This window comes from Acidipropionibacterium jensenii (assembly GCF_005890135.1).
GTDB classification, from domain to species: domain Bacteria; phylum Actinomycetota; class Actinomycetes; order Propionibacteriales; family Propionibacteriaceae; genus Acidipropionibacterium; species Acidipropionibacterium jensenii.
Genome location: NZ_CP040635.1, coordinates 2,341,281 through 2,354,679, shown reverse-complemented (window position 1 = coordinate 2,354,679; position 13,399 = coordinate 2,341,281). Strand labels below are relative to the sequence as shown.

The 13,399-nt window shown below is 71.0% G+C and carries 9 protein-coding genes; 4 read left to right on the top strand and 5 right to left on the bottom strand.

The features are described from left to right. Nucleotides 1–8: 8 nt before the first annotated feature. The 4 genes from nudC to FEZ32_RS10520 all read right to left on the bottom strand — a co-directional run bounded on the left by nudC (nt 9) and on the right by FEZ32_RS10520 (nt 8,539). On the bottom strand, nt 9–944 hold the full coding sequence (gene nudC / locus FEZ32_RS10535; protein ID WP_420809245.1) for an NAD(+) diphosphatase: 936 nt from the start codon (nt 942–944) through the stop codon (nt 9–11). 145 nt (nt 945–1,089) lie between these two features. Beyond that, nucleotides 1,090–1,815, bottom strand: coding sequence for a C40 family peptidase (locus FEZ32_RS10530; protein ID WP_175415776.1), 726 nt, complete (start codon nt 1,813–1,815; stop codon nt 1,090–1,092). A 182-nt stretch (nt 1,816–1,997) separates the two neighbouring features. Further along, nucleotides 1,998–5,222 (bottom strand): ATP-dependent DNA helicase, encoded by a 3,225-nt coding sequence (locus tag FEZ32_RS10525; RefSeq protein ID WP_138680564.1) that lies wholly within the window; start codon nt 5,220–5,222, stop codon nt 1,998–2,000. Further along, complete coding sequence (locus FEZ32_RS10520) at nt 5,219–8,539, bottom strand: ATP-dependent DNA helicase (RefSeq protein WP_138680563.1); 3,321 nt, start codon at nt 8,537–8,539, stop codon at nt 5,219–5,221. The genes FEZ32_RS10525 and FEZ32_RS10520 overlap by 4 nt, the downstream gene beginning before the upstream one ends. 234 nt (nt 8,540–8,773) lie before the next feature. Here FEZ32_RS10520 and FEZ32_RS10515 point away from each other — a divergent pair, with 234 nt between their 5' ends. The 3 genes from FEZ32_RS10515 to FEZ32_RS10505 all read left to right on the top strand — a co-directional run bounded on the left by FEZ32_RS10515 (nt 8,774) and on the right by FEZ32_RS10505 (nt 10,335). Then, complete coding sequence (locus FEZ32_RS10515; RefSeq protein WP_028703303.1) at nt 8,774–8,980, top strand: cold-shock protein; 207 nt, start codon at nt 8,774–8,776, stop codon at nt 8,978–8,980. 175 nt (nt 8,981–9,155) lie between these two features. Next, a complete protein-coding gene (locus tag FEZ32_RS10510) occupies nt 9,156–10,094 on the top strand; it encodes a PP2C family protein-serine/threonine phosphatase (RefSeq protein WP_138680925.1) in 939 nt (312 codons plus the stop codon). Nucleotides 10,095–10,107: 13 nt separating this feature from the next. Further along, nucleotides 10,108–10,335 (top strand): DUF3107 domain-containing protein, encoded by a 228-nt coding sequence (locus FEZ32_RS10505; RefSeq protein WP_028703304.1) that lies wholly within the window; start codon nt 10,108–10,110, stop codon nt 10,333–10,335. Nucleotides 10,336–10,389: 54 nt separating this feature from the next. On the opposite strand, the gene FEZ32_RS10500 is transcribed toward FEZ32_RS10505, so the two are convergent. Next, nucleotides 10,390–10,956 carry a hypothetical protein gene (locus tag FEZ32_RS10500; protein WP_028703305.1) on the bottom strand — a complete coding sequence of 189 codons (567 nt, stop codon included), beginning with the start codon at nt 10,954–10,956 and terminating at the stop codon, nt 10,390–10,392. A gap of 383 nt (nt 10,957–11,339) precedes the next feature. Here FEZ32_RS10500 and FEZ32_RS10495 point away from each other — a divergent pair, with 383 nt between their 5' ends. Then, nucleotides 11,340–13,199 carry a DEAD/DEAH box helicase gene (locus FEZ32_RS10495; protein WP_476692233.1) on the top strand — a complete coding sequence of 620 codons (1,860 nt, stop codon included), beginning with the start codon at nt 11,340–11,342 and terminating at the stop codon, nt 13,197–13,199. Nucleotides 13,200–13,399 lie beyond the last annotated feature (200 nt).

Below are 13,399 nucleotides of genomic sequence, written 5' to 3'. Positions count from 1 at the left end.
CCAACGGGTTACAGGCTCAACGGAACGCTGAGGTCGGTGCCGGACTCGGGAGACGGGAGCCGGTTGTCCAACCAGCCGTCCACCATCGACCTGGCGATCGACATCGGGGTCGGCAGGATCAGCCCTCCCCCGGCAACCAGGTCCCGCACCTGGTCGCGGGAGTAGAAGCGGGCCTCGTCGAGCTCGTGGTCGCCGTCGCTGATGGTGCCCTCGGCACGAGCCACATAGCCCAGCATGAGGGACCGCGGGAAGGGCCACGGCTGGGAGGAGAGGTAGCGCGCGGCGGTGACCCGCAGCCCGGTCTCCTCGGCGACCTCGCGCACCAGGGCGTGCTCGGCGGCCTCCCCCGCCTCCACGAATCCGGCGAGCACCGAGACCCGTCCGGGCGCCCAGCTCGGCTGTCGTCCCAGGGCGATCCGGTCCTGTCGGTCCACGACCGCCGAGATCACCGCCGGGTCGGTGCGGGGGAAGACCTCCCGACCGCAGGCGGTGCACACCCGGGTGGGACCTCCCGAGGTGAGCCGGGTGGTCCCGTGGCAGGAGGGGCACATCGGCTGGGACTCCGCCCAGTGGAGGAAGGCCAGTCCGGCCCACACGATCTCGCGGGCGACCGGGCCGAGCCGAAGGCTGCGCAGTGGCGCGATCTGCTGGCCGGCGGCGGCCCTCGGGGTGTCGCGGGTGATGAACCACGGTCGGCCCTGCACCACACCGATGAGCAGCTGACGCTGGTCGTCGCGCTCACCGCTGGTCGGCGTCGGGGCCAGTCGGACGGTGTCCTCGGGGGTGGCACCGGGCAGCACCGCCACCTCGTCGTGGGCTCCGACGCTCAGCAGCAGGGCCCCGGGGTCGGCCCACCGGGCGGCATTGGCGAGCGGGTCGTCACGGTCGGCGTGGCACCGGTCGATGAGGGGCTCTCCGATGAAGGGTCTCGAGGCAGAAGTCACCCGGTCGACTCTAGTTCGCACCGGCGGGGACGCGGACATCGTCCGGAAGGGGTTGCGGTGCGGCGGGCGCGGCCCGCAGCACCTGAGGGCGCCGACGGGCCCCGGCATCCTGCCGGGGCCCGTCGGCGCTGTGGGTCGGGGTGGTTCAGATCACCGGACGAACAGCCTTGTAGAAGGGCATCGTCGAGAGCTTGACCTTGGCGACCGGGCGACCGGGCCGCGAGGCGTGGATGACATAGCCCTTGCCGACATAGGTCGCCACATGTCCGCCGCCGTAGAAGCCGACGATGTCGCCGGGCTGCAGGGCGGACTTGGGCACCGACTTGTGGGCGGACAGCTGGGCGTAGCTGGTGCGGGTAATGCTGCGACCGGCCGACTTGTAGGCGGCCATCGTCAGCCCCGAGCAGTCGAAGGCGGAGGGGCCGACCGCTCCGCTGCGGTAGGGCTTGCCCAGCTGGCGGTTGGCGTAGGCGACCACCTTGGCGGCCTTGCCCGCCGTGCTGACCAGCTTCGGCCGTCCGGCGCGCAGCGCCTTGACAGTCTGCTGGTCGAACTTGCCGGTGACCTTGATGGCGCGCTCGCGCTGGTAGCTCTGGAGTCGCGCCCTGGTGGTGGAGTTGAGGGTGCCGGTGAGCGGCTTGATCGGGTAACCAACCTGAACAAGTGCACGCTGAAGGTTAAGAATCGAGGAGGACGTGGGCTTGGCCGGATTGGCCCGGTTGGCCCAGTACTTCGAGCAGCTCACGGTCCCCTTGCTCGGCATGCAGGGCACCGAACGGGCCTGTGCGGCGGGGCTGGAGGTGAGGGCCAACCCCACACCGAGGCTGATTGCGGCGGCGGTAGCAGCGATGCGGTTGCGCAGCATGGTCATGGGTCGAACTCCTGATCGAGGTCCGCACAACAGGGCCATGGCTGACCACAGGTCATCACCGGAAAAGCAGCTGAGTCGCGCGGGCCGCACTGAGGTGCGACAGCGACGACAGTACGTGAATAAGACTTTCTCAGGCAAGTCTCAGCTTGATGTTCGCTCCCAGCTGCTGCACGGATCTCCTGTCAGTCGTCCTGTCGGGTGTCCTGCCGGGCGGGTGCCGACTCGCCGGACAGAACCCTCGCCAGCTCCTCCATCGACAGCAGCGGGTGGGCCTCCACGGTCTGGTTGGCGCCGACGTGGTGGAAGACGGCGCGGACCCGCTGCGGATCGACCCCAGTGGCTCCCGCCCAGGCGAGCCGGTAGACCGACAGCTGGAGCGGGTCGGCACTGTCGGGGGCCGAGGTCTTCCAGTCGACGACCACCTGCTCCCCGGGACGGTCGGGATCGGCCAGCACGGCGTCCAACCGTCCACGGATCACCAGTCCGGCGACGGTGAGGGTGAATGGCTCCTCGATCGCCAGCGGTCGTGCATCGGCCCAGCGACTGGCGAGGAAGGCGCGCTGCAGTCTGGCCAGCACCGGATCGTCGGGGCCTCCCGAGACGCCCGGGTCGAGCGGTGCTCCGCCCTCGTCGAGCAGGGCCAGCGGCTCCTGTCCGCCGGGCTGCAGGTAGTCGGCCAACCACTCGTGGAAGCGGGTGCCGATGTCGGCCCCGCGCAGCACTCGACGCGGCATCGGGCGGCGTATCGAGTCGAGGAAGGTCCGGCGATCGGCATGGAGGGCCACCACCTGGGATGTCGTGAGGCCCAGGGGCAGATCGGGCCGGGACCGGAGCGCGGCCTGCCGTCGGGCTGCGGCCAGCAGGATGGCGGCGTCGCGGCGCCAGCCGGCGACCAGTTGCGCCTCCTGCGGGTCATCGGGAAGACCGGCGGGAGCACCCCGTCCGGCGCCGACCCTGGCCGCCAGGTCGGTGAGTCGGTCGGCGCGGTCGGGGTCGACCGGCTCGGGCCAGTCTGTTCCGGTAGGGCCGCCGGTGGCTGCCGGGGTGTCCTCGTCCTCGGGGGGCCGAACCGCCTCCAGTCCCCAGCCGGCCATCCGGGTCGCCACCGCCTCGGCATAGCGTCCTGCCACTCGTGGTCTGACGGCCGGTGGACGCCAGCGGTGCCAGGACACCACGAGCCGGTCCCGCGCCCGTGTCAGGGCCACGTAGCCGAGTCTGTCCTCGGCTCCTCGCGACTCCTGACCCAGTGCGTCCTTGTAGGCAGCCAGGTCCTCGCGGGCACCGGACTGCGGCTGGGCGACCTGGTCGGCGTCGCCGCGCACCGCCGAGGGCAGCACGGTGGCCCGTGTCACCGGATTGTCGGGGGGAATCGAGGAGGGGAAGACGCCGTCATCGAGGTCGGGCAGCATCACCAGTGGCCACTCCAGGCCCTTGGCACCGTGGACCGTGCTGATCACCACGGCGTCCGAGCTCTCGGGCAGGCTGCGGGCCAGCCCGTCCCCGAACTCCTCCTCGGCCGCCAGCCAGGCGGTGAGACCGGGCAGGGTGAGGTCGGGATCGTCGCGCAGCGCGGAGTGGATCTCCGACCACAGTGCGTCCAGATGCCCCTGCCTGGCACGGGCCCGGGCCGGCTCGTCGGCGGCCAGCTCGTCGGCCAGGCCGGTGACCTGCTGGATCCGCAGCACGAGATCATCGGGTCCGTCGACGGCGTGAGCACTGAGGACCCGGGTCTCGGAGGCCAGTCGCGCCAGCCCCGCGGACAACCGGCCGGACTCCGACAGCCGTCCGGGCTCGGCCACCGCATCGGCCAGCAGCGGCTGGGGCCGGTCGGGACCGATGGCCGCGGGCGAGTCGTCCCCGGGCAGGCCGCGGTCCTCCGCCGCCCGGGTCCTGGCCAGCTCGCCGGCCCGCCTCCCCACGGCGGCGAGATCGTCGGGGGACAGTCCGAGCCGGGGGGCCGCCAGCAGCGCTGACCAGGCCTGGTTGTCCCGCCTGTCGGCCAGCACGCGCAGATGGGCGACGACCATCACGACGTCGGGCAGTTGGAGCAGCCCCGACAGGTTGGCGATCTGGACGGGGATCTGCCGGTTCACCAGGGCGGCGTGCAGGTCGGCGACGTCGCCGTTCCGGCGCACCAGGACGGCGGCCTGCGACCACGAGTCGATCTGGCCGCGCGCCCGCGCCTCGACCAGCTGGTCGGCCACCCAGGCGCACTCCTCGGTCCAGCTGAGATGGCCGTGGCAGACCACCTCGCCGGGCCGGGTGCCGACCGGAGCGACCAGTGCCCCGACTCTTCCTGCGATCTCCCCCGACTCCCTGAGCTCGGCCGAGATGTCATTGGCGCAGTCCAGGATGCGGGTGCCGGAACGACGGTTGGTGAGCAGGCTGAACTCCTGGGCGGGTCGGGTCTGTCCGGTCCGGTCGAGAATCGGGAACTGTCGGGAGAACCCGAGGATGTTGCTGGCGGCGGCGCCCCGCCAGCCGTAGATGGCCTGAAGGGGATCGCCGACCGCGGTGACCGGGTGGCCGAGACCGCTGTCGGGGTCGGGCCCGGTGAACAGGTCGGACAGCAGCTGGGCCTGGGCCGAGGAGGTGTCCTGGTACTCGTCGAGCAGGACCACTCGGAAGCGCCGACGCAGGTCCCGTCCGACCTGGCTCCGACGACCCGCCAGATGGGCCGCCTGGGCCATCCGGTCGGCGTACTCGACCAGCCCTCGCTCCTGCTTGAGGCGCCGGTAGGCCTCGACCATCCCCAGCATCTCCTCGCGCTCGTCGACGGTGTCCATCGCCCGGGCGACGTCTGCGTAGATCTGCCCCCCGCGTCTGGTGGGAGCCTCGGCCAGGGCGGCGCGCCAGGACCGGTCGGCGGAGCGCACCCGATCGACGTCGACCAGGTGGGATCCCATCTGCCCGGACAGCGAGACGATGGCGGTGGCGATCGACATGGGGGTGAGCCGGTCGGCCATCCGCGGGGGATGGTCCAGACCCGTCACCACCTCGAGGGCGAGCTGGTGACACCGGGCCTTGAGAATGAGACGGTCCCCGGTCTCGATCCCGTCCCAGGCCCCGTACTCGTCGACCAGGGAGGCGGCGAACCCGTCATAGGTGGAGACGGTGGCAGACGGGTCCCCGGTCTCCATGATCCCGGCCTTGGCCAGTGCCGTGTCGATCCTGCCGGCGAGCTCGGCGCAGGCCTTCCGGGTGAAGGTGAGTCCCAGCACCTGGTCGGCCGCGACCTGCCCGGAGGCCACCAACCACACCACCCGGGCTGCCATCACGGTGGTCTTGCCGGTTCCCGCCCCGGCGATGACGACGCAGGGGTGCAGGGGCGCCCCGATCACCGCGAGCTGTTCCTCGGAGAAGGGGATGTCGAGCAGCTCGCCGACCTGTCGGGCAGTGGTGATCATCGGTTCTCCTGACGGCCGGTGGCGGAGTGTCCGGTCGGAGCATCGCGGCCGGCGGTGGTCCCGGGGACGACGTCCTCGGGGGGGACCAGGGCGGGGCAGCCGTCGCGCACCGGGCAGAACGAACAGCCCGGGTTGGGCACCGCCGGGAACCGGCCGGACCGCACGATGGTGGCCGCGTCGTTGATGCGGGCATGAATCCAGTCGGTGAGCCGCTCATCGGCCGGGCGGTCCTCCCCCGGCGGCCAGGGCGCGTCGGCCAGGGCGGGCTGACGCACCACCTTGGGCTCGACGCCGCCTCGTCCGGCCCCCCGGCGCAGGTAGACCAGTTCGGCGCCGCCGACCGGCACCGGCGCCGGGTCGGGCAGGCCGGCCACCCCGCCCGCCGTCAGGACCGCCTGGTAGACGCCGACCTGGAGCAGGTGGGAGCGCTGCGACTGGGCCGAACTGCTGGTGCCTGCCTTGAGGTCGACCACCACCAGCCGGCCGGCCTGGTCACGCTCCAGGCGATCGATGCTGCCGCGGAACCGCACCCGAGCGGCCGGCAGGTCGAAGGTGTGTTCGAATCCGACCTCGGTGCCGATCAGGGTGCCGGGCCGTCCGTCGAGCCACCGGTCGAGCCGGTCCAGGGCCTGTTCGGCACCCTGCTCCTCGACCGACGACTGCCATCCGATCTGGAAGTCCAGCCGGGTCCAGCTGTCCCGAAGGCGCTCCACCGCCCGGTCCAGCGACCAGCCCTGAGCCATCGTCTCGGCGGCCACCTGGTGGACCAGTGAGCCCACCGCGGCGCGCGGACCGCGCACCGAGGCGGCCCCGCCGCGCCGGGTGAGGAACCACTGCCGGGGGCAGCTGAGCAGTTCTCCGACATGGGAGGCCGACAGGTTCACGATCACCGGCTCGGGGGTGGCCGGCCCCGGCCCCTCCGCGGGCCCGCGGCCCCAGCCGGACCGCCACCAGCGACCCGGATCGGCCTGGCCGACCCCCTGGGCGGCCAGCTGTGCGAGGACACCCCCGGCATGCTCGCGCACCGCCGGTGAGGAGTCTGGGCTGAGTGCGGCTCGACGCAGCCTCCCGACCAGGTCGGCCATCCTGGTGGCCGGCTGCTCCCCGGTCGCCGGGGGAACTTGTGCCCCCTGGGCCAGGGTCTGCGCGATCTCGGTGAAGAAGGGCGAGGCGGTAATGCCGGCATTGATGTCCGAGACGCAGACCAGCACCAGCAGATCGCTCGCCCGGGAGCAGGCCAGCAACAGCAGTCTTCGCTCTGCGCGAACAGTCTCGGGCCACCCAGGGGATGGGATCAGCCCCTCGGGAGACCACTGGTCGGCCGCCACCAGGGAGCCGGTGTGATTGGGGGCGGGCCAGCTCCCCTCCTCGAGGCCGGTCACCGCCACCACCGTGAACTCGCGACCCTTGGCACGGTGGGCGGTGATGAGGCTCACCCCGGTCCGGTCGTGGTCGGACTCGCGGCTGCGGTCCGCAGGAATCGTCTCCTCGCGCACCGAGCGCACCAGACGCCTGGCACCGGCCGCTCCGGAGAGGGTGGCGGAGCGCTCGGCCAGATCGAACAGGGAGCACATCGCGTCGAGCTCCCGATCGGCGGTGAGATCACCGGCGAGGGCTCGGTCGCGCAGTTCGGCAGCCCATCTCCCGCCTCCCCACAGGGTCCACAACGCCTCGTGGACCTCGCCGCCGGCGGCGAGCCTGCTGGCGGCGGCGGTGATCCGGCGGACCATCTCGGCGGCAGGTCGCACGGCGCGCACCAGACCCGGGGGCGGTGTGTCCGGGCCGATCATCGAGCACGCGGGAGGGTCCGGCGGAGCAGCCGAGTCGCCGCCCCGGGAGTCGGCACCCGGGTCGTTGGGCAGACTTGCGGAGGGCAGAGTTGCGGAGAGCAGAGTTCCGGTGAGCACGGTCCAGTCCCCCGACTCGATCCCGCGAATCCTCGACCAGTCGTCGATCCGGTCGCAGACGGCCTGGTCGAGCCCCGACATCGGCCCCCGCAGCAGTGCCGAGGTGGTCCCGGACCCCGGGGTACGGCCGTCGGCCAGAGTGGCGCAGGCGGTGAGGGCGGCGAGCATCACCTGGACCGAGTGGACACCCGACAGGGTGGTCTCCTCCTTGCTCCGGTGCACCGGCACCCCCTCGGAGGCCAGCACGGCGGCGAGCGCGGCCAGTTCCGACCCGTGCCGGGTGATGACGGCCATCGCGGACCAGTCCACCCCGCCCGCCAGATGGGCCCGGCGCAGTTCCCCGGCCAGCAGTCGCGCGGCTCGGGCGGTCGAGGGCGCCACGATGGTGCGCACCCCGGCCTCGGACACCTGTTCGGGATGCCGGCCCTGATCTGCGGCGACCACGGTGGAGCGGCGACGCAGCAGCGGGGAGGCCGGCACCAGGGGCAGCCGACCCCTGATCTGCTCGACGACGTCATGGACCGTGCCGGCGCAGCGGTGGTCGGTGCCCAGGTGGTGGACCGACACGTCGGGGAACAGACCGAGCAGTTCGGGCAGCCGATCCGGAACCGCGCCGCGGAACTCGAAGGCGGTCTGATCGGGATCCAGCGCGAGCAGAGTCGGTACACCGCTGCCGGCGAGGGAGGCCAGCAGGGCGGCCTGGGAGGGATCGCACTCGCCGAACTCATCGACCACCAGCAATGAGATGGATGCGGTCACCGCCGCCAGCACCTCGGGGCGGGTGAGCAGGATCCTCGCCCGATGGACCGCCTCGGCGTAGTCGAGGGTCTGCTCCAGGTCCAGCACGTCCAGATAGTCCGACAGGAACGGCCCGAGCACCCGCCAGGCCTCCACATCGTCGCGCTCACCCAGCCGGGACAGGTCGCTGGGGTCGCAGCCCTCCTGGCGCAGTGCCGCCGCCAGCACTCTCAGGTCGGAGGCGAACCTGGCGGTGCCGGCGCTGGCCCGCAGGTACTCCGGCCAGCCGGACAGGTCTGTTCCGGCCAGCAGTTCGCGGATCCGGAACTCCTGCTCGGGGGCCGTCAGCAGGGCGAGGGATCGACCCGCGTGGTCGGCAAGGATCCGGGCGGCCAGGGCGTGCACGGTGGTCACCCTGGGGGCCAGATGGGCGCCGCCGACCCGCGACAGCAGGGCATTGCGCAGGTCCTGGGCGGCCGCACGGCTGTGGGTGAGCAGCACCGCCCGGTCCAGCCGGCCGCCCTCCTCGAGATGACCTGCGACCCGCTCCAGGCAGACGGTGGTGCGCCCGGTGCCGGGGCCGCCGAGCACCACTACGGTGCCGTGCCGGTCGGCCAGCGCCTCCGCCTGGTCGGGATCGGCCGTCAGTCGCACCGCCTCATTCACGCTCATGACCCCCATCACACCACCGACCACCGACAGTTCTTGGAGGCCAGATCCGAAGTTCAACCCGACCCGATGAGTACATTGCGGCCAATTTGTGAGAAGGTAGATACGCCGTCTCGCACGACAGGGGTTCCGGAGGACCTGGAACACCTCGACTGTGGCTCATCACTGGCGTCGCCGGGGTTGGGACCGGCATTGGGGATACGAGGTGTATCCCCAAAGCGCTGACAAGGAGTGCACATGGCACAGGGAACCGTGAAGTGGTTCAGCCCTGAGAAGGGTTACGGTTTCATCGCCGTCGACGGGAACGCTTCAGAGGACGTCTTCGTCCACTGGAAGTCCATTCAGACCGACGGGTTCAAGTCCCTGGACGAGGGCCAGCGGGTGGAGTTCGACATCACCGAGGGCCGCAAGGGCCAGCAGGCCGAGAACGTCCGCATCGCCTGATTCAACAAGGCTCGATGAATGATGGCCGTCCCGCACCAGTTCTTGGTGCGGGACGGCTTTCCGTACCAACGAAGGACACCCGATGACCTCACCCGACTCCGGCAGCACTGACAGCCCCGACGCTTCGCCGCAGGCCCAGGGTTCCCCGGACGACCAGAGGTCCCGCACCGATCCGATGGACGAGGCCACCCATCGACTCCGGCCCTCCCGCATCCTCATCTCGCAGGCCGCCGACGCCCTGCCGACCATCGGCGTCGCGTCAGATGTCGGCATGCGGCACCCGACCAATCAGGACTACCTGGCGGTCGACGTCGACAAGGACGCCCGACACGTCGTCATCGTGGTCGCTGACGGCGTCTCCTCCACCGAGGGGGCCGAGCAGGCCGCCGAGGTGGCGGCCACCACGGCCTGCCAGTACCTCACCGCCTGCCTGGCGCAGGGACTTCCGCCCGCCGACGACGCCGTCGTCTCGCTGTTCGGCCATGCGGTGCGGCGCGCGCACCGTGCGGTCCTGGATCATCCAGGGCCCCGGGGAATCGGCGCCTGCACCCTGGTCGCCGCGATCTGCTCCCCCGATCGGGTGCTGGCGGCCAACATTGGCGACACCCGCGCCTACTGGTTCCCCAGCTCCGGCAAGGAGCGCCGGCTGACCGTCGACGACTCCGTCGCCCAGGCCCAGATCGATCTGGGAATGCCGCGCGAGGAGGCCGAGTCGGGAGCCGGAGCCCACGCCATCACCAAGTGGCTCGGCGCTCGCGCCGCCGACCTGGACCCGAGGGTCCACGCCTACTCTCCTCGGATCCCGGGTTGGGTGATGATCTGCAGCGACGGGCTGTGGAATCACGTCCCCGACCCCTCGGACCTGGCGAAGGTGTTCTGGGACTTCGTCGCCAAGGCACCTGCCGGCCCCGATGGGCGTCCCGACCCGAACCGTGTCGCCGATGCGCTGGCGGACTACGCCAACGCGTGCGGCGGCTACGACAATGTCACCATCGCCCTGTGGCGGTTGGACGAGGTGCCGGCGGGGACCACTCCGCCCGATCCCCCGGCCCTCGAGCAGACCGCCCCCGACCAGACCGCCGCCGACCAGACTCAGGTCGGCCAGCCCAGCTAGTAGGTTGGGGGACATGGAGATCAAGATCGGAATCACGGACGTCCCCCGTGAGGTGACCATCGAGTCGGATGACAGCGCCGAGACGATTGAGGCCGGGCTGCGCGAGTCGCTGGCCCAGCCGGACGGACTGTTCAGACTCAACGACGCCAAGGGCCGCGTGGTCCTGGTGCCGACCCGCACCCTGGCCTACCTGGACCTGGGTCAGCCCAACCAGCGGCAGGTCGGTTTCGGACGGGCCTGACACCGTCCGTCCACGTCTGGGAAAAGGGTCCGACCTCTTGGCCGGACCCTTTTCTCATGGCTCCAGACCGAGATCTGCCACCCTGCGGTCGTGGCGGGACAGCACCTCGGCCATCACCTCGTTGATCTCCGAGAGGTCGTCCAGCTCGCCGTCGCCGGCGCCGGTGAGCACCGAGCACAGGTCCTGGTGGACCGCGGCGAGTCGCTGGGCCACGCTGAGCACCTCGCCGACCAGCTTCCTGGCGAAGGCCGAGTCTGACGAGTGGTCCGAGGGCACCGACAGCTCCGCCGTCATCTCCTCGTCCCAGCGCACCCTCACTCCGGTGCCCAGTCCCAGCCAGGGACCGAAGGAGCCGCTGGAGGGCTTCAGCTCAGGGCCCAGCTGGGGCTCGACCAAGGAGATGAAGTCGGCGCACAGCCCCACCATCAGATGATCGCGCAGCAGCACCTGGAGCCAGTTCCGGCTCGGCACGTAGGTCGCGATGCCGCTGATCAGGGGCTCGACCTCGGTGAGCTCGCCGAGCCCGTCGAGGTGGCCGCGTGACTCGTCGAGGATGTCGCAGAACTCCCCGGCACGGTCGGCGAGCAGCAGTCGACGCGCGACATCGGGGGCCAGCGGCATGGCCCCGACCACCGCACTCATGCTGTGCAGCGCCGCGGAGCTCACCACGGCCCAGAATGTTGTCACGGCGGCGGGCGGCGGGGTGCCAGGACCCGCGGTGCTGACATCGGTGTTCACACCGCAAGACTAGGCGCCCGGCGTCGCCGCGCGGGCCCGGACACGCCTCTTGGGCCCCGACAGCCCTGCATCGTGGGGGGGCCGGGCGCCACGGCAGGGTTGTCAGACGTCGCCGAACCAGCGCCGGGCCGGGAGGACGACAACCGAACTGGCGACAAAAGGAGATACAGTGGGCGCTGGTGTGTCGACACTTCTCCGCACCTGGTCCCGTCATGGGCACGCGATCCGCAGATCCTGACTCGGGCCGAAGTCCACGACAGCGGGCCTTGACGGGCCCATTTCACGAAGAGGCCACGATCCTGTCTGCTGATTTCTCCGCCCCCACTAGTTTCGCCGAGCTCGGTGTCCGTGACGACATCTGCCAGGCCCTCTCCGGGGTTGGCATCACCGCCCCCTTCCCGATCCAGGCGATGTGCATCCCGATCGCCGTCCAGGGCACCGATCTCATCGGTCAGGCCCGGACCGGCACCGGAAAGACGCTGGCCTTCGGCGTCACCATCCTGCAGCGCATCACCCTTCCCGGGGACGACGGTTGGGATGAGCTGGTCGGCCAGGGCAAGCCCCAGGCACTGGTGATGTGCCCCACCCGCGAACTCGCCCTCCAGGTCTCCCGCGACATCGCCACGGCCGCCAGCGTGCGTGGCGCCCGAGTTCTCACCGTCTACGGCGGGGTCGGCTACGACCCGCAGATCGACGCCCTCAAGTCCGGTGTCGACGTCGTCGTCGGCACCCCCGGCCGGCTCCTGGATCTGGCCCACCGCAAGGACCTTGACCTGTCGCACGCCCGAATCACCGTCCTCGACGAGGCCGACGAGATGCTCGATCTGGGCTTCCTCCCCGATGTCGAGAGACTTCTGGCGATGACGCCGACGAACCGGCAGTCGATGCTCTTCTCGGCGACCATGCCGGCCGCCATCATGGCTCTGGCCAGGGCCCATCTCAACAAGCCGGTGCACATCAGGGCCGAGGGGGCCGATGCTCAGGCCACCGTTCCCGACACCACCCAGTTCGTCTACCAGGCGCACGCGATGGACAAGATCGAGGTCATCGCGCGGATCCTTCAGGCGCGCGATGTCGAGAAGGTCATGATCTTCTGTCGCACCAGGCGGGCCTGCCAGCGGCTGGCCGATGACCTGGAGGACCGCGGCTTCAAGGCCCGGGCCATCCACGGCGATCTCACCCAGGTCGCCCGCGAGAAGGCCCTCAAGAAGTTCCGCTCCGGGGACGCCACCATCCTGGTGGCCACCGATGTGGCGGCGCGCGGGATCGATGTCACCGGTGTCTCCCACGTCATCAACCACGAGTGCCCCGACGACGAGAAGACCTACGTCCACCGGATCGGCCGCACCGGCCGGGCCGGCGCGAAGGGGATCGCGGTGACCCTGGTCGACTGGGCCGATGTCACCCGCTGGAAGATGATCAACAAGGCTCTCGACCTGGGGATCGACGACCCGGTGGTCACCTTCTCGACCTCCCCGCACCTGTACACCGACCTCGACATCCCCGAGGGCACGGTGGGGTTCCTGCCCGGGTTCGACCCGGCGACCCGCGAGCCCAGGCGACGTGACGACGACCGCCACGGCCACCACAAGTCCCACCACGACGACAGCCGCCGCGACGGCGAGCGCAAGGGCCACGCCAGGAAGTCCGGGGATCGCCCCGAGAAGGCCGCCAAGTCGGATCGACCCAAGCGCAAGCGGACTCGACGCCGCAACGGGGAGGTCGTGGCCTCCGGCGAGGACCTGTCCTCCACCGAGCAGGTGTCGGCGCCCTCGGACGCCGATGCTGGCGAGAGGCCCCGTCGCGAGCGAACCGATGCCGGGCGCAGCGGGCATGACGATGCCCGCGAGGACAGGGCGCAGCGCGACGGGTCCAAGCACGATCGCACCCGGCACGACAAGACCGAGCACGAGAAGACCCCACACGAGAAGTCCCGGCATGACAAGGGCAAGCGGGACAAGGACCACGGCCGGTCCCACGACGAGGTGGCGCGGGACAGCGCTCCTCGGCGAGCCGTCGTCGAGACCGAGGCGGCCGTGGCCAACCCTGCCGGTGACGGGCAGCAGCGCGGAACGAGTGCCGGCCAGCGTCGGCGCCGCAGGACCCGCAGGTCGCAGGCCGACTGAACTGCCCCCGGATTCGCAGATCCCGGTCGCGGGTTCAACGGGCTCTTCCGCCCGGTCCTGAGGGCCGAGCCTGAGGTGTCAGATGCCGGGGGCCGACCGGGAACTCCTTCCCGGTCGGCCCCCGGCATGGCATTCTCTACCCACCGCTGTCTTCGATGCGGTAGCCGCACCCGGCCACCGCATCGATCACCCGCCCGGGT

What these genes read in the sequence shown, in the direction of transcription:
- FEZ32_RS10530 (WP_175415776.1), bottom strand. Translation starts at nt 1,815, where the DNA reads ATGACCATGCTGCGCAACCGCATCGCTGCTACCGCCGCCGCAATCAGC.
- FEZ32_RS10525 (WP_138680564.1), bottom strand. Translation starts at nt 5,222, where the DNA reads ATGATCACCACTGCCCGACAGGTCGGCGAGCTGCTCGACATCCCCTTC.
- FEZ32_RS10520 (WP_138680563.1), bottom strand. Translation starts at nt 8,539, where the DNA reads ATGAGCGTGAATGAGGCGGTGCGACTGACGGCCGATCCCGACCAGGCG.
- FEZ32_RS10515 (WP_028703303.1), top strand. Translation starts at nt 8,774, where the DNA reads ATGGCACAGGGAACCGTGAAGTGGTTCAGCCCTGAGAAGGGTTACGGT.
- FEZ32_RS10510 (WP_138680925.1), top strand. Translation starts at nt 9,156, where the DNA reads ATGGACGAGGCCACCCATCGACTCCGGCCCTCCCGCATCCTCATCTCG.
- FEZ32_RS10505 (WP_028703304.1), top strand. Translation starts at nt 10,108, where the DNA reads ATGGAGATCAAGATCGGAATCACGGACGTCCCCCGTGAGGTGACCATC.
- FEZ32_RS10500 (WP_028703305.1), bottom strand. Translation starts at nt 10,956, where the DNA reads ATGCCGCTGGCCCCCGATGTCGCGCGTCGACTGCTGCTCGCCGACCGT.